The following is a 22,572-nucleotide window of genomic DNA, read 5'->3' on the forward strand; positions in this document are numbered from 1 at the left end:
AACCTCTATCGCCTTAGCATTGCTCTGAATATGAAATTAAGATTTCCAACGAGAAAGTAATGGTATGACATCAGACTCAAGTGTGGTTTTCAGCTTGGTCAAGGCATCCACAGCCACTTGAATTCGCGCCCTTCCCGCATCATCTTTAATCGCTTGGCGGAAAGGCTGTTGATTGCTGCCAGCAATAGCGCGGATCTTGATAATGGCATCATCGATTTCACTGCTAACACGTGTCGCTAAGTTCGCATCGGCAGCTGCTACGAAGTTAATGATGCCTTGACGATCACTGTTACCGGTGAACTCTCCTTGATATACATTTCGTACCCCAATGATGTTATTGGCAAAGTCATCTAATGAGTTCCAAGAATATTGCGACTCCACCTTTGAAGTATCAGCAGTGGCAAGGGAATCACCAAAGGGATCAGCAATCTTACCGTTACCGACCTCATCGACAATCGCGATCATGCCATTGATCAACTCTTCAACTACAGCCAATTGCGATGAGTAAATAGTATTGCCTGCTACACCGGGATTCTTCAGCAACTCAGCGTAAGGTTTAGCGGCAGCATCTTGCGGATTGTGGTTTATCTGCCAAGCGTCGTCGAGCTGCTTAGTGTAATCGCGGAACACTTCGGCCAATGCAATGAGATACTCACGTTCTTTTGCTGTTAACTGACTGATAGGTTTAGTATTACCATTCACACCATCGCCGAATAATAAAAATTCAATGGTATGAAAACCTTGTACATCATCGTTCCAGCCCTTAATCGTCTCAGCATCAAAACCTGAGTTAGTATTTAGCTGTGTTTGTAGATCGGTCGTATTGAGTGGCCAGCTATCAAGATGTGGATCGATGCTAAGTGAGTCAACTGGGCCAAAAATATGTGATTCACCTTGTTCCCAAGGTAAACGTGCCGCTTTCCACGCAGCTTGAGCTGCGTCTAAATCCGCTTGTGCTGTTGAGTTAGTTAGCTTCTGAGTCGCCAGTAAAAGTGCTTCCGCTTTCGCGGCTAAGTCCGCATAACCAGCCACGATAACGTCATCGGTCAAGTTAATGATCATCTCAGTGGCGGCGTAACTAAAGCGATTATCCGGTGTAGTTGGTGTTGTGGGCGTTGAATCATCCGATCCAGAACCACCACAGGCAGCTAAGGTACTCATAAGGGCGATGGCTATTGCCGTTTTACGTAATGTCATAGTGCTTAATGTCCTATTTGTTCCATCAAAAGTGAATGTGACTAGAGCGAAAATTGATAACCCACGCCAAGGGCGAAGAAATTAGTATCTGGAATGCTCGCGACAGCCACTTGTTGTAAGCCTGCTTCCGCTTTAATGACTATCTGTGGGATAGGGAAATAGTTAATACCAACACTGGTCCAAGTATTTTCAAAACGCTGAGTCGCTGTGCCAGTTTCGACTTCCATCAAAGGATTGGAATAATCTATGTTGGCAAATACGGTTAACGGAAGAGAGGTGAAATGATTCAAATCGATGCCAGCTTCAACAAAGAAAGCCTGTGACTGCGATCCTAACTGTGCGAAGTTACCGGGCCTTAAGCCTGGCGTTGTTTTATTTGCTTGAGTAATGGCATCGCTGTCGCTCAAGGTACCGTAGAGATACTGACCGCGTAAGATCCAAGGACCTTCAACATAAGCCGCTGCGACGGACACTATGCTAACTGTGCCATCCACATTGATTTTATTACTCTTGTGACGATTACCACTGGTATTGCCATAGTAGTAAGCGACACCAACGGCGGAACCTTTCTTAAAGTTGCCGTAATCTAAACGTCCTGCAAATGCTAAATCGTCGCCATTAACATGCTCGAATCGTTTTTGATGACCCGACGCTGCCCAATCATAGGTTCTAAAATATTCTGAATTGAGACCACTGATAATTTGGGCCTGATAGTGGAAATCAGCCATTTCACCATATATACCGATACCGTTTTCATTCCAAACGGCGGGGATCATGGCGGCTTCGCTTCGATGACGCATCACGGTAAGATATTGATTTGGTTTGTGCAGCATACTGGTCAAGCCAATAGGAACATGGATATTACCAAATTTAATACCAAAGGCTTTAGACGGACGATAACGCAGCTCGGCCTTTTCGATCATCACCTCTCCTCCAGCTTCGACTTCTGTTTCGAATTCACCGAACTCATCAAAACCATCGTATTCTAAAGCGACGCCTGTGCCACCATGCTCATACTCTATCTCGACTTCCATGCTCCAAGCATCGGTAAACTGATAGCCGAACTCAGTTACAACACGTTCTAAATCGAAACGATTACGGCGCTCTGGTGTGGTGTCTTGGACGTTATCAAAGTACTCATCACTGGTATAAACGGCGGTACCGTAGGATTGAAATGAAAACTTGCTAAGTTTATCGGCGGCGGTTTCAACACGATCTACCGCGACACTGGTCTTAGTTTGATAGTCTGTCTGCTGAACTTGCTGCTGTTTCTGTTGCGCAGCTAATTCTGATAACTGCTGCTTTAATTCTTGTAATTGAGCCTCTTGTCTTGCGATAGCCTGCTCTAAAATCGCAGGGTCCGTCGCTGCCTGTGCAGTGCAATTAACACTACCTATGAACGCAGTGACCATGATGGCCAATGAACTCAACTTTAACTCTGCTCTCATTTCTTTCTCCGCGCTGTGTAACAGCTTCCCCGTAAATGCGCGAACAAAATAGATCAATTGAGAATGATTTGCATTAGAATTTACAATTAAATTTACAAACAAATTACATTAGTATCTGATTGTATAGCGGATCTGACGGCCGTATTTTTATTCAAAGAAATCGCTATATTGATTCATAAACCACACACTCTTTAAGCGTTAAGTGATCTAGCCTATTAGCCAAAAAAGCATTAGCATTTGCACACTTATCGCCTGAGTCCATATCCATGAAATCCATTCAAACCAAAGATCCTAAAGCACTCTTGCTGTGGATGACCTTTGTGATGTCGCTTGTGTTTGCCGTTTGGCAGGCACTGCTCAATAACTTCGTGATTGAAAAAGCCCAGTTCACCGGTGCTGAAATCGGCATGTTACAAAGCCTGCGCGAGATCCCAGGTTTCTTGGCTTTCACCGCCATTTTTGTGCTTTTACTCATTCGAGAACAAGCCTTCGCCCTGCTTTCTCTGGCCTTGTTATGCATTGGCGTGGCAGTGACAGGTTTCTTTCCTCAAGTCATCGGCTTGTATCTGACGACTGTGTTGATGTCCGTCGGGTTTCACTATTTTGAAACCATCAACCAATCACTGACGCTGCAGTGGGTCGATAAAAAAGATGCGGCGGGTTTTATGGGTAAAGCACTGGCGTGGCGCTCGGCCGCAGCCTTAGTGGGTTATGCCAGTATTTGGCTAGTGATGACCTGGTTGAAGTTAGACTATCAACACATGTATTTAATTATTGGTGCGTTAGGTCTGGTCATGATGCTGACCATGACTTGGTATTACCCTAAATTTGAGACCACGGAAGTACAACATAAGAAAATCATTTTGCGTAAGCGCTATTGGCTCTATTACCTGCTGACCTTTTTCTCGGGTGCGAGACGGCAAATTTTTATGGTGTTTGCGGGCTTTATGATGGTCGAAAAGTTTGGTTATAGCGTGAGTGAAATTACCGCGCTGTTCTTAATAAACTATGTCGTCAATCTGCTGTTTGCGCCTGCAATTGGGCGATTCATTGGTCGGATTGGCGAGCGTAATGCGCTGACAGTGGAATACATTGGACTCATCATAGTCTTCATCAGTTACGCCTTAGTCGAGCAAGCACATATGGCGGCAGCGCTGTATGTTATCGATCATTTGTTGTTTGCGATGGCGATTGCGATGAAAACCTATTTTCAAAAAATCGCCGACAGCAAAGATATTGCCGCCACTATGTCGGTCAGTTTTACTATTAATCACATTGCCGCTGTGATTATTCCTGTGCTTTTGGGCTTATTATGGTTAACCGATCCCGCCTTGGTATTTTACATAGGCGCAGGCTTTGCCGTATGTTCGTTAATTCTGGCGCTCAATGTACCGCGCCACCCTGAAGCGGGTAATGAAACCTTATGGTCTTGGACAAGCAAAAAAGCCAAATCCATCGCTAAAGCGGTCGAATAAAGCGGCATAATAACGAGCCAAGGAATCAGCTTAGCTCAATGTTGAGTCTAGAACGAACGCTAAAGCGATCGCCATCTAAGCTAGGCAAATAAGTTCGACAGATAAAGGTGAGCGCTATGCCCTCACTTCACCCCTAATGCAGGCTCAAGGATTAACGCGATGAAGGATTCAGATATTTTAATGTTGGCAGAAGATGGCGAGTCAACATCCGAGGCATCTGCTCGCAAAAAAGCCCTGCTGCTCGGCCGTCAATTAGGTTTAGCCAGTGAGCAAGAATATCGCCCCGCGAATGCTTCCATCGCCGAACGCGCCCAACATAGATCCCGCAAGTTATCGAGCCAGTATCAAGCTAATGTGGAAACCATTTTTGCCTTAGCCCTCAGCTATACGCCGTCGGATGTGACTGGAGTCGATCTCGATCCCGACTGGAGTCATCAATTCTTTTTAATGGCGGAGCAAATCCATAACCGTAGAATGCAAGACTTGTGGGCACGGATATTATCGAGCGAGATAGTTAATCCCGGTAACTTCAGTCTGCGCACCTTAGCGCTACTTAAGCAACTGACCCACAGGGAAGCACAAATTCTTGAAAAGGCCCTTGGCATGGCAGCTAAGGTCAATAGCGAACAGCGTCTAAAACTCATCAGTGGCTATCGTTTATCGGGTGGGATTGGCCAATATTTTCGTAAAACAACCTCAGTCAATTTAGGTTTATCCCAGTTTGGCTTACCCTACTCCAGCATTCTGACCTTAGTCGATGCGGGAATACTGCACAGCAGCGAGTTCGAAACTGGTTTACTCAACAATAAAACCCCCATTCAATTTGCCCTGCAAGGCATACAAATGAAGCTTACGCCCAAGAGCGGTAATCTGCTTTTTAGTTATTATCGCTTAACACCGATTGGTGATGAACTCGCCCAACTCGTGCAACCTAAACCGGATCAAGAATACCTCAAGGCACTGCAACTCTTGTTCGCTAAGGATTTTAAAATAGAATAATTACCCGCCATAAAAATAAATTATAAATCAATAGCATAACCAGTAAAACTCAGAAATAACAAAGGAGCCTAAAGGCTCCTTTAAAGTAAGATAAGGGCTAAATGTTAAGCTAGCGCTTTAGCCTTATCGGTATTGATAACATTGATTGCCGTCAGATAATCGATTAAGGCGCGCACTTGAGTCGCTAAATCGCCTTTACTGGTATCTATGGTTAACTCAGCGGCTAATGGCGCTTCATAGGGTGATGAAATACCAGTGAAATTGCTAATTTCGCCACTGCGCGCTTTCACATACAACCCCTTAGGGTCACGCTGCTCGCACACACTCAAAGGCGTCGCTACATGCACTTCAATAAACTGCCCCGCAGGAAAACGGGCACGAATACCATCACGTTCTTCACGGGTCGGGGAAATAAAGGCCGATAACACCACAAGCCCCGCATCCACCATCAATTTAGCCACTTCACCCACACGACGCAGGTTCTCATCACGGTCTTCAACCGTAAACCCTAAATCTTTACACAGGCCATGGCGCACATTATCGCCATCGAGCAAATAAGTGTGGAATCCCGCCTCAAATAACGCCCGCTCTAGTGCACCCGCCAATGTTGACTTGCCCGCGCCAGAAAGTCCGGTAAACCAAAGTAGTACTGGGTTTTGGCCTTTCTGCTCGGCTCTGGCGGCTTGGTCTACAGGATGTTGATGCCACACGATATTTGTCATAAAAACTCCTCAATCCCCATGTTGACTAACCGCTAACATAAGGGCAATAAACTCAAGCTAATCACTAAAATGGAAAGATGATCGGCACCATAAATATCACTATCAGGGAATACAGCACAGATAACGGCAATCCAAGGCGGACAAAGTCACTGAAGCGATAATTACCCGCATTAAATACCATCAAATTGGTCTGATAGCCGTAGGGTGAAATAAAGCTCGCGCTGGCACCAAAGACAACGGCCATAATAAAGGGCCTTGCATCGACACCGTAATTAAGCGCGATCGCGTAAGCGATAGGGAACGCCAGCGCCGCCGCTGCGTTATTGGTCACCAGTTCAGTCAGCAATAAGGTCATTAAATACACGCCGACAAAAGCGCCAAATACCCCATAACCGTTAATAACTGAGAGTAATCCTTGGGCTAAACTGTTCGCAAGGCCTGTACTCATCATCAAGTTGGCAAGCCCTAATGCACTCCCCACGATCACCACTAATTCCAATGGGAAACGGCGTTTAAGCTCAGCCAGTGTGACTGCGCCTATGGCAAAATAACTGAGCAGCAATATCACTAAACCTTTAGCCAAGGGTAATATGCCAGTGACACTCAGGACGATCGTTGCCGCAAAGCCCAGCAATACCCAACGACCACGGCGACTGTCTAGACGCACATTCAAATCTAAGCCACTGATCGCTGCAAACTCTGAACTCAGCTTTGCGCTATTGCTAAAACCATCACCTGGCGTCAATAACAACACATCACCGGGTTGCAGAATAATGTCACCGAGTCCGCCCTTCAGCGGATGATTTCCGCGGCGAATGGCCATCACAGCCGCATCAAATTGCTCACGAAAACGCGATGCTTTCAACGAACTGCCCACTAAACTGGATGACGGTGCGAGTACAGCTTCAACTAAATTTTGTCCTTTGGCTTGATGTTTACCAAACCAATCTAAACCATCGAATTGGTGCAATAACTCAACCGATTCCACCGCGCCACTAAAGCGCAGCACATCGTCCGCTTGCAACACTAACTGGGGCGGCACAGGGCAAATACAAATGCCACTGCGTTCTAATTCAACCAGATATAACTTTTTTAGTGCCCTAAGTTTATTATCCATCACACTGCGACCGACCAAGGACGAACCTTTCGCCACATGGGCTTCGAGCAAATATGGCAGCGCTTCTTCACCTGATTCTTCCCGTCTGTCGGGCAGAATGTTCGCCAGTAAGGTCAGTAACAAGATGCCTGCGACGACGATCACCACTGCAACTGGCGTAAACTCGAAGAAGCCTAAGGCGGGTAAGCCGGCGTTTTCTACAAAGGAGTTCACAATCAAGTTGGTCGAGGTACCAATCAGGGTCAGTGTGCCACCTAAAATTGCCGCATAATTTAACGGCAATAATAACTTAGCCGGCGCGTGTGCCTGATTGCGACGCACAACCCCGATAAGCGACGCCACCACCGCAGTGTTATTGGTAAAGGACGACAGCAAGGCGGTCGATAGCCCAAGCTTTGCCATTGTCATAGGCAAAGAACTATTGCCTATGACTTGACTCAACTTCCCCAGCAGGGAGGTTTTTTCTAACGCCGTCGCGGCCAACACCAACAGGACGAGTGTGACTAAGCCAATATTTGTAAAGCTTGTTAATGCGGTATCGAGCGCAACCATGCCAAGCAAATAACAGAGCAAAAATGCAAATAAAAACAATACCGCTGGATTGATACGGCCACTAATTAAGCCAGCCACAAGACCTAACAAAATAATCGCTAACAGCCACAAGTCACTCACAAATTAAGCTCCAAGCTTAGAAATATCTATCGCTTGCCAATGGGGGAAGTGTTTACGCACTAAAGCATTAAACTCGACTTCAAAAGCACTAAATTGCGATGCTGTTTGCTTGTTAACATGCTGACCCGACACCACCATCACTGCGGCAACCGTCGCATTGCTCAGGCGGTCGATTAGGATCATTCCGCCCGTATCACGCACTAACGAATAGGCATCAAACACTATGTCTTCGGTCAGCTCTAAGGTCACGCGAGCAATGGCGTTTAACCCAAGCGTATCCGTCGCGCTGCGCGCTAAGGTATTAACATCAACCACATAATCGATGCCAGTCACAGAGGCTTGCGTCTTCTTACCGGCCACTTTGATGTCGTATAACTGGCCGAGTTGCAATGGCTTTTCATCCATCCACACTATGTCAGCGCTGATCACGTTAGCGACGGCAGGTGCAGAATCCGGTCTTGCCAGTAAATCGCCACGGGAAATATCAATTTCATCTTCCAGCGTGATAGTCACAGCTTGGCCAGCAACCGCTTCTTGTATGTCACCATCGAAGGTAACAATGCGTTCAACCTTGCTGCGTTTGCCCGATGGCAAAGCGACTAACTCGTCACCGACATTGATAATGCCAGAGGCTAACGTGCCCGCAAAACCGCGAAAATCTAAGTTAGGACGCGACACATATTGCACAGGGAAACGCACTGGCAATGAGCTGAGTTCACGTTGCGTATCAATGGTTTCTAGCAGTTCCAGCAGAGTACCACCTTGATACCAGTCGCTTTGAGTACTACGCTCAACCACGTTGTCACCATTAAGCGCCGATAACGGCACAAAGTGGATATCGAGGTTACCGAAATCTTTCACGAAATCCGTAAAGTCAGCACGAATGCGATTGAATACTTGCTCGTCAAACCCAATCAAATCCATCTTATTCACGGCAACAACGAAGTGACGGATCCCCAGTAATGACGCGATAAACGCATGGCGCTTAGTCTGAGTCTGCACGCCGTAGCGGGCATCGACTAAGATCACCGCCAAATCACAGGTCGATGCACCCGTTGCCATGTTACGCGTGTACTGCTCATGCCCTGGCGTATCGGCGATGATGAACTTACGCTTATCACTTGAAAAGTAACGGTAAGCAACATCGATAGTGATGCCCTGCTCGCGCTCTGCTTGCAGACCATCCACCAGCAAGGCTAAGTCGATAGCTTCACCTGTGGTGCCCATCTTAGCGCTGTCGCTCTTTAGGCTCGCCAATTGATCTTCATAGATCTGCGCGCTGTCGTGTAACAGGCGGCCGATTAAGGTACTTTTGCCGTCATCCACACTGCCACAGGTTAAAAAGCGCAATAAGCCTTTGTTCTGCTGCTGAGCTAGATATTCTTTCACACCATGGAGGGTAATCTCTGCCGCCATGAGATTGGTTTTATTGACCGCTTTGTCCATCTTATTCTCACTCTTGATCTGCTTGGCTACAGGTCGCGCTTTACCAACGCCACCTTCGCGAAATAGGGTTAACCTTGCCGAGATTAGAAGTAGCCTTGACGCTTCTTCTGCTCCATCGAGGCACTTTGATCTGAGTCGATCAATCGCCCCTGACGTTCGCTTGAACGGGTTAACAGCATCTCTTCAATAATCTTCTCTAGGCTGTCGGCCTCAGAATGCATGGCGGCCGTAAGTGGGTAACAACCTAAGGTTCTAAAACGCACCACTTCTTCTTTAAACTGCTCGCCCTCGGCTAACTTCATCCGCTCATCATCGGCCATGATTAACTGACCGCCGCGCTCAACCACTTGACGTTTAGCCGCAAAATACAAAGGCACTAACTCAATGTTTTCTTGATAGATATATTGCCAAATATCCAGCTCAGTCCAGTTAGATAACGGGAATACGCGAATACTTTCGCCCTTGTTCACTGCGCCATTATAGGTGCGCCACAGTTCTGGACGTTGGTTTTTAGGGTCCCATCTGTGGTGACGGTCGCGGAACGAATACACACGCTCTTTGGCACGAGATTTCTCTTCATCGCGGCGAGCCCCACCGAAAGCGGCATCAAAACCGTATTGGTTAAGTGCTTGCTTTAAACCTTGGGTTTTCATGATGTCAGTGTGTTTCGCACTGCCATGGTCGAAAGGGTTAATCCCCTGCGCCACCCCTTCTGGGTTAATGTGCGTCAGTAACTCGAAGCCAAATTTCTTTGCCTGCGCATCACGGAACGCGATCATCTCTTTGAATTTCCAACCCGTGTCGACATGCAGCAACGGGAATGGGATCTTGCCCGGATAAAAGGCTTTACGCGCTAAGTGCAACATAACGGAAGAATCTTTCCCGATGGAATACAACATCACAGGATTATCGAATTCGGCTGCAACTTCACGAATGATCTGGATGCTCTCGGCTTCCAGTTGTTGTAAGTGGCTTAATTCACGCCCGGCCATACTATTCTCCGTTTACCTTAAATTCGCCGTGTTGCCACAGCATGGGTTAGCTTAATGTTCTTAATATCTTTAACTACTTAGTTTCTTTAACTGCTAAGCATCTTTAACTGTTTGCGGCTTAGCTTATCGACGCGGCGACACGCTAACCGATTGAGTGTGCTCATCACTGGCTTGAGTCGATTCAATCGCTTCAGGGTTGAACCAGTGCAAGGTGTCACTCAGCGCAACCACTTCACCTATGATCATCAAAGCTGGCATTTGTAATTCAGGATCGGCAGCAAGCTGTTCAAGCTCACCTAAACGGCCGATAAAACGACGTTGCTCTTTAGTGGTCGCCTTTGACACTATCGCCACGGGGGTGTCAGGGCTTCGGCCCGCATCGACTAAACCTTGGCGAATAATGCCAGCGTTTAGAATTCCCATATACACGACTAAGGTATTGTTAGGATTAGCATAACCTTGCCAGTCCATAGGGCGACTCTCTAACTGACAATGGCCAGTGATAAAAGTGACACCTTGGGCATGGTCTCTGTGGGTCAGGGGAATTCCCGCATAGGCCGATGTGCCGCTGGCGGCGGTAATACCGGGGACGACCTCAAACTCAACCCCCGCTTCGACTAAGGTTTGCAACTCTTCGCCACCGCGACCGAAAATAAAAGGATCGCCGCCCTTAAGACGCACCACATTTTTACGGGTGTAGGCTTTAGTAACGAGTAACTGATTAATCTCGTCCTGTGCGGCGCTATGCTTACCCGCACGTTTACCTACGGCAATCTTTTCAGCGTCTTTAGGAATAAGAGCTAGGATATCTTGACTGACTAAAGCGTCGTATAGCACAGCATCTGCAGTTTTAAGGATGCGCCATGCCTTTAACGTCAATAACTCAACGTCACCAGGACCTGCACCCACCAGCCAGACTTTGCCTTTGGCCGCTTGGCCCGGTAAAGATAAAATTTCCATCAGTATCCCCAAGATCACTTTAGTCAGTAGAAATATAGCGCGTCTTATATTCCATAATAAATAGATAATTATTAGTTTTTATATCTTTTAGATATAAAAGAAATCACTGACGTCGATTTAAAATGGAAAAATATTGAGTTTCAAAATAAAAAATGCCCCAACACACTAATAACCAGTTGAATTTAAATAACTTAATATGGATTCATCTGTTATATAAAACGAACACCGCTCAGCTAAGTGTGTGATTTTGGCACTATGTTATTGCCAAAAATTCTACCTAAACCTGCCCCAACAGGGCGAAAACCTCACTTACAAGATAAATTGTCACCAAATGACGCAGAATTTTTACATAACCATAAATTCACTTTCTAATGGTAAGCTGGGCATAACTATCTTTGTTGAGTACGACTGACAAATACACAAATAAGCACATCAAGGAGGGCCGATGAAACGACTTTATTCAGGTATTGCAATGGCTGGGCTATTAGCTTGTACGAGTATAAATGCCGAAGAATCATTAGTAGAAGGAAGAGTCAAAGATGAACTTGCCACGGCAGAACTGCCTTTTGTGATTACACCCCATAAAGTGAATTACATTTTACCTGCGACCTATAGCCCAGATCCCAACATGGCACCGTTCGCTGAAGATGCCCTCATCAATCCCTACACTTTGGATGAGTTCGAGGCTAAGTTTCAAATCAGTTTCAAATTCCCTATTTGGTACAATGTCTTTGGTGATAATGGTCATTTATTCTTTGCCTATACCAATCAATCCTATTGGCAGGTTTATAACAAAGACACCTCATCTCCGTTCCGTGAAACCAATCACGAGCCAGAAGTCTTTATGCTGTTTAATAACGATTGGAAAATCGGCAGTGTGACCAATTCCTTTTGGGGCGTTGGTGCTGTGCATCAATCAAATGGTAAATCAGGACCGCTTTCTCGCAGCTGGAATCGACTCTATGCCACTATGATTTTTGATGCCGGTCCACTCGCCTTTTCAACCAAAGTCTGGTGGCGTATTCCTGAGGATGAAAAAACCGATCCGCATCAAGCTCGCGGTGACGATAATCCCAATATTGATGACTACATAGGCAGAGCTGAGTTTATTGGTGTCTATGGTATCGATGAACATAGATTCACCTTAACCCTTAAAACAAACCTAGAAGATATCGACAGAGGTTCAGCAGAAGTAACCTGGAGTTATCCTATCGTCGGCAACTTACGCCTTTATACTCAATACTTTAATGGCTATGGCGAGAGCCTAATCGATTACAACTATCACAACCAACGTATTGGTATCGGGATTTCGCTCAACGATATTCTGTAGCAAATATAAAAGTGACAGAGTACAAAAATCAGCCATAATTTGCTGCTAATCTACAAAACCTGCTGCTAAATTGCTCAGATGGACCTGAGTTTATGACTCAGCGGGACGATTTACATTGATCCGAATGGCATTTAAGCCGATAGTCGCACACCTTTTTGTGCCCTGAAGCCGCGCCTTAACATCATGGAGGAATATGAGTTTTAGCTACCGCAGCATAGTCATGCTACTCAGTGTCATTATTTTCGCGAGCTTACTTAAGCTCGCGTTTTTTGCTGTGCCAAAAGATAACACTGCACCTATGCTTAATGCGCAAGAGGTACGCCAAGATCTCTATGCCTTATTAGATCAAATCGAGCAACACTCAGCGTTTTATGCGTTAACGCCCGATAAAGCCAGTCCGCAACTCAAGTATATGGCGAGCCTGATTGTCGAGCAGTATCAAGATATGACGCCCAATGACCGCTTTGCCGCTGAAATCACTAAACTGCTCAATAGCCTCAAAGATCCCGGCGCTCAAGTGTATGACTTCGATGATCAAAGCGGCGATCTCCCGTTAACCTTACGGCCACTCAACGACCAGTGGTTAGCCTTAGATAGCAGTAACAGTCCAATCAACAACGACTTTCCCTTTGTGACTCATATCGACGGTTTGCCCATGAGTAAATGGGTGGCGGCCAGCCAAGCCTATTTACCAGAGCCTGCAAAACAGAGCCAAGAAATGCAGTTACCTTGGCTGAAAAAACTGAACCTGCTGCGTGAAGACTTAGGGCTCAGCATCAAGCCCTATGTGCTCATTACGCTGATTAATGATGATCTGCAAACCCAGCAGGTGACTCTCGCCCTGCCAAGCCACGAACCGCAAGCGCAATTAACGACAAACAATCAAGATGTTAAGACACAAGATATGAGTGTTTTGGAATTCATTAATCAGTTGTCTCAATTTGAGCGCTCCGAATTTCAAGACGTTCCACATCAATTAGAGACGGTTAATAATACTACGGTCAAACTGAAGATCAGCGATCTGTACGCCTTTGAATTAGAGAGAGAGCTACAGCAAGAACTGCTCAAGGGCATGACGCATCCCCTACTGATCATCGACTTACGTGACGCTAGTGGTTTTAGCCCAAAGTTATTGACCCTATTATCGCGATATCAAGATGCTGATTTAAATAATACTTTAGCGCCGAACGTGATGGGATTTGCACACTATCGCCGCTCACCGGAACTGAGAAATGACTATCTGCAGCCACTCAACTTTAAGCCTTTAGATGCGCTCGAATACAGTGTGCCTCGACTAAAATCTCTCACCCGCGACTTACCCTCAGTCGATGAAGATAAATTCAGCCCTTGGTACGTTCGCACTAAACCTACGGTGACTCCTGAAGGGCGAAATCGCTTAGCGCTGCTCGTGAGCCCCAAATGCCGCCAAGAATGTGAGTGGATTGCCTATCGCACTAAATCTTGGTCTAGGGCGAATTTGATTGGTGAAAAAACCTCGGGCGACTTTGCTCGACAGTACCATTTTAAACTGCCAAACAGTGGATTAGACATAAGATTCAGTAGTTCATTGACCTATGACGCACAGGGAAAACTCTTGTCAGGTGCTGGGACTGAGCCCGATATTTGGCTTCCCCAAAACAGTGATATTCAATGGCAAGGATTAGTGAGTTTAGTGCGTTCCGCTAAGCCAAAAACTCAGATCATTCAAACATCACAACCCACTAAGCTAGCTCAAGCTAAGCTGAATTGAACCAAAAAAAAGAGCCAGCAATCTGCTGGCTCATTTCAAACATTGATTAGCTAACTGATATCAGTTAGCTAAAGAATGGATTCTAAAATTATTTCTTTTCAGTCGCTTTAGAATTGGCGACTGAGCCTATAACCAACCCTTGCTTATTCACATCGAAGCTCATTTGAACTCGCATGTTGTAATCTTTAAGCATTTTCATTTCTTCAGGGATTGGCTCGCCGCTCATTTCTAACAACGTCAGCATTGGAGTGAACATCTTACCGTAATCGGCAGATAAGCTATACATGCCATTCGCAGACAGTTTCTCGCCCGCTAATTTGTTCGCCAAAGCCAAACCTTTGTCACCACTATACACCACTAAATGCTGACCTTTAATCGCGAGCATAGGCTTAATACCTAACTCAGGTGGCAACATCAATAGTGGTGATAAATCAGTGGCATCGCCGTTATCGGCTAATTGCACTTCGGCCAACATAGGCGCGAAAGGTTTCACCATATTGAACAACATAGATGGATTTTCGGCGCTGAGGCTGACTAACGCATCTAAGCTTTCTAACTTAGGCTCTTGATCTTGTGTGCTCATTTTAAAGTCGAGCAATGAAACGCTCATGCCTTTCACACCGTTCGCCATACCAGTGAACATGCCTAGCATAGCTGGGCTCTGTTGGCTCAACTCAGCTTGCAACTCGGCCAGTGGCGCACAGGTCAATTGCGGCTTTTGCAGATCATCCCAAATAGCCGTTAATGAAGGTGCAACTTCGTTGACATCTAAGCCTATGCCCATAGAGAAGATAGTGCTGTCGATATCCGCCAGATGTGCAGGAATAAAGCCACGCATCTTTTGCATGGCCGCAAGAATAGGTTGATTCTTAGTTTCAACCACAAATGAGGCCGCCATATGGCTTTCTTTTTCTGTCACAGAAAACGCGGTTAAACCCGCAACCGTGCGCGGCCAATTAGCAGCAATGGCGGTTAATTCGGTGCGACATTCTGGTGTTCTAATTTGAGCTAATGGATCTTCACCGACGCTTTCATTAGCAAAAAACTTCGTCAATTGCTTGGATAACATATTGCTATCGGCTGAAGTCAACGCCTTCACGATTTCAACATGGTTGATAAAGCTGATGCTGTCATCTTTAAAACCATGGGTCTTAATAATATCGGCTAATATGCCAGAAGCGGCTAATGACTGCGGCGCCTTCTTAATACCGAATGCCATTTCTAATAATTCAGGCTCGGTAATAGAAGTGCTGAAAGTAATCGTTAATATGCCATCTTTTTGGGCAAATAACAGATCAGCTTTCTCAGTTGAAGTCTCATCCGATAATGCATAAGCGCGATAATCAACATCACCCACTTTACGCATTTCGTGGGTCACACCACTGTCTTTTTCGGCTTTATCTAATACAGCCCAAAAAGCATCGACTTGATTAACGTCAATCTTTAATACAGGCAAAGCGCCTAACGTGTAGATATAAGGCTTAACTTCATCTGGAAAACCAAAGGTTTTCAACAGTAAGGCTGGCTCTTTAATGCCATCCATATACTGCTGATAAATGCTGACGAAGAACTTACCCATAGGGCTATCCAGCTCACCAAATTCGGCAAGCGCGTTACTTGGATATTGCTGATAATTTCCAGAAATAGACTGTAAATACGCTTTCAACGGGAAGGGTTTTAGCTGACCCGAAAATATCGGCGTATCAGCAGGCACATAGTCGAGCAAAGGATTTGCAGAGGCACTAGAGCCAGCACCATTCTGCGTATACCAATAACCACCCGCACCAGCTGCAATAATTGCCGCGGCAATCACAATCTTTTTCATTTAAGAAACTCCATTTAATGACAATTCAATTTTATGAAATCAATACCTAAAGTAATCCCTAGGTATTTGAATATTTATCCGCTCTTACATATCCCTTACGCAGATAATGCAAAATCAGAAAACTAAGGTATAAATTTTGCCCGATAATTTAACATTAAACCGATACAGAAGCGAACAGGATAGGGAATCAAACCGTTAAAACGCATCAGCGTTAACCTTAATTCAACAGGTTTCCAATCTTATTTCAATTCAGTAATAAAAGATCTTTAAGTCGTCGACGATTAACAAAGTGCCCAATGACACATAAATGCATCTGGGCCAAACTCACACGTCAGACCTTCATCCCGCTTCGTGGACTTTTTTAAGCGTGACGTCACCTAACTGGCGCATTTGTTTGCGGATCCAAGCGGAACGCTGCTGCACATAGGACGACGGAGGTGACACTTTATAACGCCAAGGATTGGGTAAGATAGCTGCGAGTAATGAAGCCTCATATTGGGTTAGTTTTGCCGCAGACTTTCCAAAATAATGCTTTGATGCCGCTTCGGCGCCGTAAATACCTGGACCAAATTCGACGATATTTAAATACACTTCAAGGATGCGCGACTTATCCCAAGTCAGTTCCATCATTAAGGTAAACCAAGCTTCTAATCCCTTACGAAAAAAACTGCGGCTAGACCACATAAACAGGTTTTTCGCCGCCTGCTGACTTAAGGTGCTGGCTCCGCGAACTTTAGTGCCTTTCTGATTGTATTTCAGCGCCGAGCTTATCGCGGCTAAATCGAATCCCGTATGCTCGGCAAAACGTTGATCTTCTGCGGCGATCACCGCCAATTGTAACTCAGGAGAAATGTGCGCTAAATCGCGCCACTGATGCATAACTTCCCCCATAGGTGCAGGTGGAAATAAGGCGCGTTCAATCCGCCAAGTCCACATGGGTGGATTAACGAATCTGAGTAGAATAACCAATAAGATTGAGCCAATTAATGCCCATACTAATCCCTTGAATAGCCAAGACAATAAACGACGAAAGCCACGCTTACGCCTCTGAGGAGCAGGACTACTCGACTTATTGGCACTAGGACGCCTGACATGATCTCGCATCGCATATAAAGGAGCCGTCATTTACACCATCTCATCCGCGCACTCTCATCTCTCATTTATGATATCCAGTCAAGCCAAGCCATTAGGCATTCTTTGCAACACCCAAGGCTTATTAGAAAACCGCCTAAAGCGTTAAGGGAGTTGCGGGTCGATCATGCTACGACAATAGAGGAAACACCAAGGATATCTTACTCGATAATCAAAGATAGGCAGAGAAATAACCACAATAACAAATCACTACTGAATATGGCGAGGGCTTAACTTGACTTGACCTCGGCAGCTTTGACGACAGCTGACCGAGGTTGCAATGGCTGATTAACGAGTGCTAGCAAGTCAATCAAACAGCTTGTTACTCGCAGCTGCGAGTCAGGTTTTCAACGCTTTCACTGCATCCAGTCGAATGATATCAATACACAGCAAACTCAGCCCATAAATACTGATATACAACCACTTAACCTCGGAAAAGACATGAGTCATGTCTATTTCACAGTAAAACCCTTCAAAACCATCTACGGGAACTTCAAAATATAGCTCAGGCTCAACCAATGTGCATAACCCTGTGAGTAAAAATGTACAACATTTTTGCTCTTGAAAAAGCCAGCAAGACTAACTCTATGAATATCAATATATCCCATTGAAATGACGCTTAAATGACATCGCTTCACTTTCTCGTCAACCCAGAGTATTAAATTCAACCAAAGTCTTATCTAACTGCAATAAAAACGCCCAACGGTAATTGAGGCGTTTAATATTTTAAATCAATAAGATGACTAAACTTCAATGGGGAAACTAAATTTCGTAGTGCAGACCACACTCACGTTTCAGCCCATTAAAGCGCGTTTCTTCCTCTGTCATGCCTAATTCGAGTGGTTTACTCGAATGGGTATCCCCCACAGAAACATAGCCTTGGTCCCAAAGTGGGTGGTACGGCAAGTCAAATTGAGTCAGATAGAGGTGCACATCTTTATTCGACCACTCGATAATCGGCAGTAACTTAAAGCGAGTGCCATGAATCGCCAGTATCGGCAGCGCCTCACGGGTGCTGGCTTGGCTACGTCTCAGCCCTGCAAACCAAGTACCGACGTCAAGCTCGGCTAAGGCGCGTTGCATAGGCTCAACTTTGTTTAAACGGTTGTATTGCTCTAGCCCGTCTAACCCTTGCTCCCACAACTTACCAAAGCGTGCCTCTTGCCATGCAGCTGTCATCACTGCTTGATATACTTTTACATTCAGTGATAAACGCTGTGTCAGCTCATCGATAAACTGATAGGTTTCAGGGAACAAATACCCTGTATCCGTGAGGATAACCGGAATATTCGCCTGTGCCTGGCTCACCATATGCAGCATCACTGCGGCTTGAATACCAAAACTTGACGACAGCGCATGATTACCGGGCAAATAAGTTAAGCCCCACAACACTCGCTCTTGTGCGCTTAATCCAGCTAAGAACTGATTTATGCGCTCAAGCTCTATCGTTTGCTCGGCCTTGGGCGCACTCAATAGCGCCGTTAACTCGGCCGTGCTGACCACAGTCAGCACTGTATCACTGGTTTTTTGCTCAAGATCAACCATGAAAATCCTTAGCGGCATCAATCACCGCCTTCACAACGCCCACGCGGACGGTGAAGTTACCAAAGGTTTCGCCTGCATCACGCTCAACGGCGTAGCGGCCAAACAGGGTATCCAATTCGGCGAGAATTTCCGCCTCTTGGATATTTTCTCTGTGCATCTTGTTCAGACGAGTCCCTTCAAAGCTTGCGCCTAAGTACAAGTTGTAACGGCCTGGTGCTTTACCCACAAGGCCAATTTCAGCGGCAAATGGACGTGCACAACCGTTTGGACAACCTGTCATCCGCACCACAATCGCTTGCTCACTGATGCCGTGCTTTGCCTGTAGCGCATCGATATGATCGATAAACTCAGGAAAGTAACGCTCAGCTTCCGCCATCGCTAATGGACACGTCGGCAACGCCACACAGGCAATCGAATGACCGCGGGTTTGCGTCAACACTTGGCCCAGTAGTCCGTGTTTACGGGCTAAGCCTTCAATGGTGGCTTTATCTTCTGCCGCCACACCTGCGATGATCATGTTTTGATTCGAGGTCATGCGGAAATCGCCTTTGTGGATCTTGGCTATTTCACGCAGTCCCGTTTGCAGGGTTTGGCCCGGTAAATCTTTAATGCGGCCGCTTTCGATAAATAAGGTTAAATGCCATTTACCGTCAACGCCTTCGACCCAACCATAACGGTCGCCGCGGTCGCCAATCACAACATCACGCTTAGGCTCAAACTTCACCCCAGCGCGCAGTTCGACTTCGGCTTTAAACTGCTCATAGCCATGGTCGACGATAGTGTATTTAAGGCGTGAACGTTTACGGTTAACACGATTACCCCAGTCGCGTTGCACTGTCATGACAGCTTCGGCAAACTTCATCACGTCTGCAGTTTTGATAAAACCAAAGTCGTCAGCCAGACGTGGGAAAGTCTCCACCTCGCCATGGGTCGAGCCCATGCCGCCGCCCGCGGTTAAGTTAAAGCCAACCAACTCACCGTTTTCAGCAACGGCGATAAAGCCTAAATCGTTAGTGTAAACGTCAACATCGTTATCGGGAGGAACCGCAACCGCCATTTTGAACTTACGTGGCAGATAAGTTTTGCCATATACAGGTTCAACGGTTTCATCTTCGGTCGAAAGTAGCTTTTCTTCATCTAACCAAATTTCGGCGTAGGCGCGCGTATGGGGCAACAGATGATCTGACAGTTGTTTCGCCACCGCATAGGCTTGCTCGTGCAGTTTCGATTCCACCGGATTAGGATTACACATCACGTTACGGTTAACGTCACCACACGCGGCAATCGAATCCAGCGCTTCACGATCTAAGTCTTGAATAATGGTCTTCAAGTTACGCTTAGGAATACCGTGGTATTGGAAGGTTTGACGGGTCGTCAAACGAATGCTGTTCGAGCTGGTGAGCGTCGAGGCAATCTTGTCCACGCCTAACCATTGCTGCGGAGAACAAATACCGCCAGGTACACGGGCACGCAACATAAAGCTGTATAAAGGTTCGAGTTTTTGCTCTTTACGTTCGTTACGTAAATCGCGGTCATCCTGCTGATAGAAGCCGTGGAATTTGATCAACTGCTGATCGCCGTCACTGAAACTGCCGGTTACCGCAGAATCTAAGCCTTCTCTGATGGTCCCGCGCAGGTAATCACTGTCGGTCTTTAGGTATTCGTTTAACGCTAACTTTTGCTCACTCATGGCAACTGCCTCTTAAATTCGGTTCGCTGACTGCACGGGTCATCACGTGTGCAGCTTTGGCTATTCTTATGCGTTTCTTATCTGCGCAACGGTTGAGATTAATACACGTCTTTTTGGTAACGCTTATCGCTGCGCAGGGTTTCAAAATAGGCTTCAGCAGCTTCGGTATTCAAACCACCGACTTCGACAGCCACCTCAATCAAGGCTTGGTGAACATCTTTCGCCATACGTTCAGCATCACCACAAATGTACAGATGCGCACCGTTTTGCAACCATTGCCACAGGGCTTGGCCTTGCTCTTTAATACGGTGCTGCACATATATTTTATGGGCTTGATCGCGCGAGAATGCCACGTCGATACGGCTTAAATCGCCATTTTTCAAATACTGTTGCCACTCAGTTTGATACAAGAAATCCTGCTCAAAGTGAGGATTGCCGAAGAATAACCAGCTATCGCTTTGAATCCCTTGTGCTACGCGCTCCTGCATAAAGGCACGAAACGGCGCAACACCTGTGCCAGGGCCAACCATGATCACTGGTGTTTCTGGATTTTCAGGTAAACGGAAATGCTTATTAGGCTCAACATAAACCTTAACCTGAGTGCCTTCCTGCGCAGAGGCTAAGAAGTGTGACGCGCCGCCAAAACGGGCCGCGCCGTGACGCTCATCTTCCACTAACGCCACGGTTAAATGCACTTCAGTTTCGACTTCGCTTTGGCTTGAGGCAATTGAATAAAGCCTTGGCGTTAATGGACGCAGTAATTCAAGTAGTTTTGCCGCGCTTAAGGCCACAGCACCATTGGATAACGGATACTGAGTGACTAAATCGGCAAATTGATGCTTAAGGATAAACTGACGTACTTGTTCTTTATCTTCGCTCAATGCCAGCAGTTCAGCGCTGCCGCTCAGTTCGGCCCAGGCTTTGACTAATCCAGGGTATAACTGAGTCAGCTCTTTCTTATCGACCAAGGCTTGCTTAAGGGTCAAGGATTCTGTGCCTAGAGTCACTAACTCATCGGCGGCCAATGACAGACCCGCTAAGACTTCATCGACTAACACTTCGTTATTACTAAACCACACACCGAGGGCATCGCCCGCTTGATAGCTTAGGCCTGACTCGCCAAGGTCAATTTCTACATGGCGCACGTCTCGGTCCGAACCGCGACCGGTAATTTTTTGGCTCACAAGCACTTCAGCGCTATAGGGATTTTGCTTAGTAAATTCGCTTTCGCCAATCGCTTTAGCGGTGCCGATAGATACCACACTGGCGGACGAGGTTTCGATCAGCGGCTTAACGGCCTCTAACACATCGGCGTGCCACTGACCCGCAGCAGCTTCATAGTCCACATCGCATTCAATTAAAGGTAACAGTGATTTAGCACCGAGTGCTGCTAGGCGGGCATCGAAGTCTTTACCGGTTTGGCAGAAAAATTCATAGCTTGAATCCCCCAATGCCAGCACTGAGTAATGTAAATTGTCTAACTTAGGCGCGCGTTTAGAGGCTAAAAACTTATGTAATTCAATCGCATCATCCGGCGCTTCACCTTCACCATGGGTGCTGACCACCAGCAAGAGCACAGTTTCTTGCTTCAATTGGCGAACATTGTATTCGCCCATTGAAGCCAGATTGACCGCATAACCATGCGCCTGCGCCTTATCGGCGAGCGCTTTAGCGACACCACGGCCATTACCCGTTTGGCTGCCATAGAGAATCGTCACTGTTTGAGCGGTTTGCGCCTCTGCGGCGGGAGCTAGTTGGCCAGCATTGGCGGTGGCAGCAAGATAGCCACTCACCCAAGCCCGTTGCACAACACTTAACTCAGAAGTGAGTTGTTTTAGCTTCTCGACTTGTCCTTGAGACAATGGCGAAGCCAGCGATGAAAGTTCTTTTAACAACATGAGACGGCCCTATGACAGTGTAATGTCCACAAGCTTATCGCGGTTTAAGAAAAGCAAAAAAGAATAAAATCGGATTTTTAATTCCATTTTGGAATATACAAAGTGCAAAATTTAAGCTACAAAAGTGTGCACTGGTTAAAAGTTTTTGATCCGACCAGTGCAGAAACGGCCTGCTTGAGAAATATGCACTTGTGCCAAGCTAAAGTATTGCCACAATGGTCATGAGCCTGTCGAACAGAAATTTCTGTTGCCCACAGAATAGTTTGTTTTTAAAACAAAAGTGTCCATCCTAGATTGAATGCCCCAACTGGCTCGAATCACCAGCCGAGTAAATGCTGGCGATGACAGATTGTGCAGTTGAGTACGATGAAGGAA

The 22,572-nt window shown here is 46.2% G+C and carries 16 protein-coding genes; 4 read left to right on the top strand and 12 right to left on the bottom strand.

Annotated elements, in window-relative coordinates; genetic code table 11:
• Positions 1 to 36: 36 nt before the first annotated feature.
• Together Q4Q46_RS02855 and Q4Q46_RS02860 are read right to left on the bottom strand one after the other, a co-directional pair.
• Positions 37 to 1,197, bottom strand: coding sequence for an imelysin family protein (locus tag Q4Q46_RS02855; protein WP_006085915.1), 1,161 nt, complete (start codon positions 1,195 to 1,197; stop codon positions 37 to 39).
• Positions 1,198 to 1,238: 41 nt separating this feature from the next.
• Entirely contained in the window at positions 1,239 to 2,645 is a 1,407-nt protein-coding gene (locus tag Q4Q46_RS02860) for a hypothetical protein (RefSeq protein ID WP_311905166.1), read from the bottom strand.
• Between the two features lie 266 nt (positions 2,646 to 2,911).
• Between Q4Q46_RS02860 and Q4Q46_RS02865 the strand changes: the two genes are divergently transcribed.
• Both Q4Q46_RS02865 and Q4Q46_RS02870 read left to right on the top strand, forming a co-directional pair.
• Positions 2,912 to 4,120, top strand: a complete 1,209-nt coding sequence (locus Q4Q46_RS02865; protein ID WP_311905167.1) for an MFS transporter — start codon at positions 2,912 to 2,914, stop codon at positions 4,118 to 4,120.
• Positions 4,121 to 4,279: 159 nt separating this feature from the next.
• The gene (locus Q4Q46_RS02870) at positions 4,280 to 5,119 is read left to right on the top strand and encodes a TIGR03899 family protein (RefSeq protein WP_107946646.1); all 840 of its coding nucleotides are present in this window, start codon (positions 4,280 to 4,282) and stop codon (positions 5,117 to 5,119) included.
• A gap of 104 nt (positions 5,120 to 5,223) precedes the next feature.
• Here the strand turns inward: Q4Q46_RS02870 and cysC are convergent, their stop codons facing one another.
• The 5 genes from cysC to cobA form a co-directional block, all read right to left on the bottom strand.
• Positions 5,224 to 5,841, bottom strand: coding sequence for an adenylyl-sulfate kinase (cysC, locus tag Q4Q46_RS02875; protein ID WP_263168314.1), 618 nt, complete (start codon positions 5,839 to 5,841; stop codon positions 5,224 to 5,226).
• A 64-nt stretch (positions 5,842 to 5,905) separates the two neighbouring features.
• Positions 5,906 to 7,630 (bottom strand): SLC13 family permease, encoded by a 1,725-nt coding sequence (locus Q4Q46_RS02880; protein WP_311905168.1) that lies wholly within the window; start codon positions 7,628 to 7,630, stop codon positions 5,906 to 5,908.
• A 3-nt stretch (positions 7,631 to 7,633) separates the two neighbouring features.
• Positions 7,634 to 9,076, bottom strand: coding sequence for a sulfate adenylyltransferase subunit CysN (gene cysN, locus Q4Q46_RS02885; RefSeq protein WP_311905169.1), 1,443 nt, complete (start codon positions 9,074 to 9,076; stop codon positions 7,634 to 7,636).
• An 83-nt stretch (positions 9,077 to 9,159) separates the two neighbouring features.
• Positions 9,160 to 10,068 carry a sulfate adenylyltransferase subunit CysD gene (gene cysD / locus Q4Q46_RS02890; RefSeq protein WP_220777832.1) on the bottom strand — a complete coding sequence of 303 codons (909 nt, stop codon included), beginning with the start codon at positions 10,066 to 10,068 and terminating at the stop codon, positions 9,160 to 9,162.
• 123 nt (positions 10,069 to 10,191) lie between these two features.
• Positions 10,192 to 11,028: a uroporphyrinogen-III C-methyltransferase gene (gene cobA / locus Q4Q46_RS02895; RefSeq protein ID WP_311905170.1), complete on the bottom strand. Its 837-nt coding sequence runs from the start codon at positions 11,026 to 11,028 to the stop codon at positions 10,192 to 10,194.
• Between the two features lie 445 nt (positions 11,029 to 11,473).
• On the opposite strand from cobA, the gene Q4Q46_RS02900 reads away from it, so the two are divergent.
• Together Q4Q46_RS02900 and Q4Q46_RS02905 are read left to right on the top strand one after the other, a co-directional pair.
• Entirely contained in the window at positions 11,474 to 12,358 is an 885-nt protein-coding gene (locus tag Q4Q46_RS02900; RefSeq protein WP_311899012.1) for a phospholipase A, read from the top strand.
• A gap of 193 nt (positions 12,359 to 12,551) precedes the next feature.
• Entirely contained in the window at positions 12,552 to 14,108 is a 1,557-nt protein-coding gene (locus tag Q4Q46_RS02905; protein ID WP_311905171.1) for a S41 family peptidase, read from the top strand.
• An 88-nt stretch (positions 14,109 to 14,196) separates the two neighbouring features.
• Here Q4Q46_RS02905 and Q4Q46_RS02910 read toward each other — a convergent pair whose 3' ends face one another.
• The 5 genes from Q4Q46_RS02910 to Q4Q46_RS02930 all read right to left on the bottom strand — a co-directional run bounded on the left by Q4Q46_RS02910 (position 14,197) and on the right by Q4Q46_RS02930 (position 22,197).
• Positions 14,197 to 15,933 (bottom strand): hypothetical protein, encoded by a 1,737-nt coding sequence (locus Q4Q46_RS02910; protein ID WP_261272046.1) that lies wholly within the window; start codon positions 15,931 to 15,933, stop codon positions 14,197 to 14,199.
• Positions 15,934 to 16,272: 339 nt separating this feature from the next.
• Positions 16,273 to 17,058, bottom strand: coding sequence for a monofunctional biosynthetic peptidoglycan transglycosylase (gene mtgA / locus Q4Q46_RS02915; RefSeq protein WP_311899015.1), 786 nt, complete (start codon positions 17,056 to 17,058; stop codon positions 16,273 to 16,275).
• 768 nt (positions 17,059 to 17,826) lie between these two features.
• Positions 17,827 to 18,609, bottom strand: a complete 783-nt coding sequence (locus Q4Q46_RS02920; RefSeq protein ID WP_311905252.1) for a phosphoadenylyl-sulfate reductase — start codon at positions 18,607 to 18,609, stop codon at positions 17,827 to 17,829.
• Complete coding sequence (gene cysI / locus Q4Q46_RS02925; RefSeq protein ID WP_311905172.1) at positions 18,602 to 20,299, bottom strand: assimilatory sulfite reductase (NADPH) hemoprotein subunit; 1,698 nt, start codon at positions 20,297 to 20,299, stop codon at positions 18,602 to 18,604. The genes Q4Q46_RS02920 and cysI overlap by 8 nt, the downstream gene beginning before the upstream one ends.
• A gap of 98 nt (positions 20,300 to 20,397) precedes the next feature.
• Complete coding sequence (locus Q4Q46_RS02930) at positions 20,398 to 22,197, bottom strand: assimilatory sulfite reductase (NADPH) flavoprotein subunit (RefSeq protein ID WP_311905173.1); 1,800 nt, start codon at positions 22,195 to 22,197, stop codon at positions 20,398 to 20,400.
• Positions 22,198 to 22,572 lie beyond the last annotated feature (375 nt).

Source organism: Shewanella vaxholmensis (genome assembly GCF_031932135.1).
GTDB lineage: Bacteria > Pseudomonadota > Gammaproteobacteria > Enterobacterales > Shewanellaceae > Shewanella > Shewanella hafniensis.

What these genes read in the sequence shown, in the direction of transcription:
- cobA (WP_311905170.1), bottom strand. Translation starts at nt 11,028, where the DNA reads ATGGAAATTTTATCTTTACCGGGCCAAGCGGCCAAAGGCAAAGTCTGG.
- Q4Q46_RS02855 (WP_006085915.1), bottom strand. Translation starts at nt 1,197, where the DNA reads ATGACATTACGTAAAACGGCAATAGCCATCGCCCTTATGAGTACCTTA.
- Q4Q46_RS02860 (WP_311905166.1), bottom strand. Translation starts at nt 2,645, where the DNA reads ATGAGAGCAGAGTTAAAGTTGAGTTCATTGGCCATCATGGTCACTGCG.
- Q4Q46_RS02910 (WP_261272046.1), bottom strand. Translation starts at nt 15,933, where the DNA reads ATGAAAAAGATTGTGATTGCCGCGGCAATTATTGCAGCTGGTGCGGGT.
- cysC (WP_263168314.1), bottom strand. Translation starts at nt 5,841, where the DNA reads ATGACAAATATCGTGTGGCATCAACATCCTGTAGACCAAGCCGCCAGA.
- mtgA (WP_311899015.1), bottom strand. Translation starts at nt 17,058, where the DNA reads ATGACGGCTCCTTTATATGCGATGCGAGATCATGTCAGGCGTCCTAGT.
- Q4Q46_RS02900 (WP_311899012.1), top strand. Translation starts at nt 11,474, where the DNA reads ATGAAACGACTTTATTCAGGTATTGCAATGGCTGGGCTATTAGCTTGT.
- cysN (WP_311905169.1), bottom strand. Translation starts at nt 9,076, where the DNA reads ATGGACAAAGCGGTCAATAAAACCAATCTCATGGCGGCAGAGATTACC.
- Q4Q46_RS02870 (WP_107946646.1), top strand. Translation starts at nt 4,280, where the DNA reads ATGAAGGATTCAGATATTTTAATGTTGGCAGAAGATGGCGAGTCAACA.
- Q4Q46_RS02920 (WP_311905252.1), bottom strand. Translation starts at nt 18,609, where the DNA reads ATGGTTGATCTTGAGCAAAAAACCAGTGATACAGTGCTGACTGTGGTC.
- Q4Q46_RS02905 (WP_311905171.1), top strand. Translation starts at nt 12,552, where the DNA reads ATGAGTTTTAGCTACCGCAGCATAGTCATGCTACTCAGTGTCATTATT.
- cysD (WP_220777832.1), bottom strand. Translation starts at nt 10,068, where the DNA reads ATGGCCGGGCGTGAATTAAGCCACTTACAACAACTGGAAGCCGAGAGC.
- Q4Q46_RS02865 (WP_311905167.1), top strand. Translation starts at nt 2,912, where the DNA reads ATGAAATCCATTCAAACCAAAGATCCTAAAGCACTCTTGCTGTGGATG.
- Q4Q46_RS02930 (WP_311905173.1), bottom strand. Translation starts at nt 22,197, where the DNA reads ATGTTGTTAAAAGAACTTTCATCGCTGGCTTCGCCATTGTCTCAAGGA.
- cysI (WP_311905172.1), bottom strand. Translation starts at nt 20,299, where the DNA reads ATGAGTGAGCAAAAGTTAGCGTTAAACGAATACCTAAAGACCGACAGT.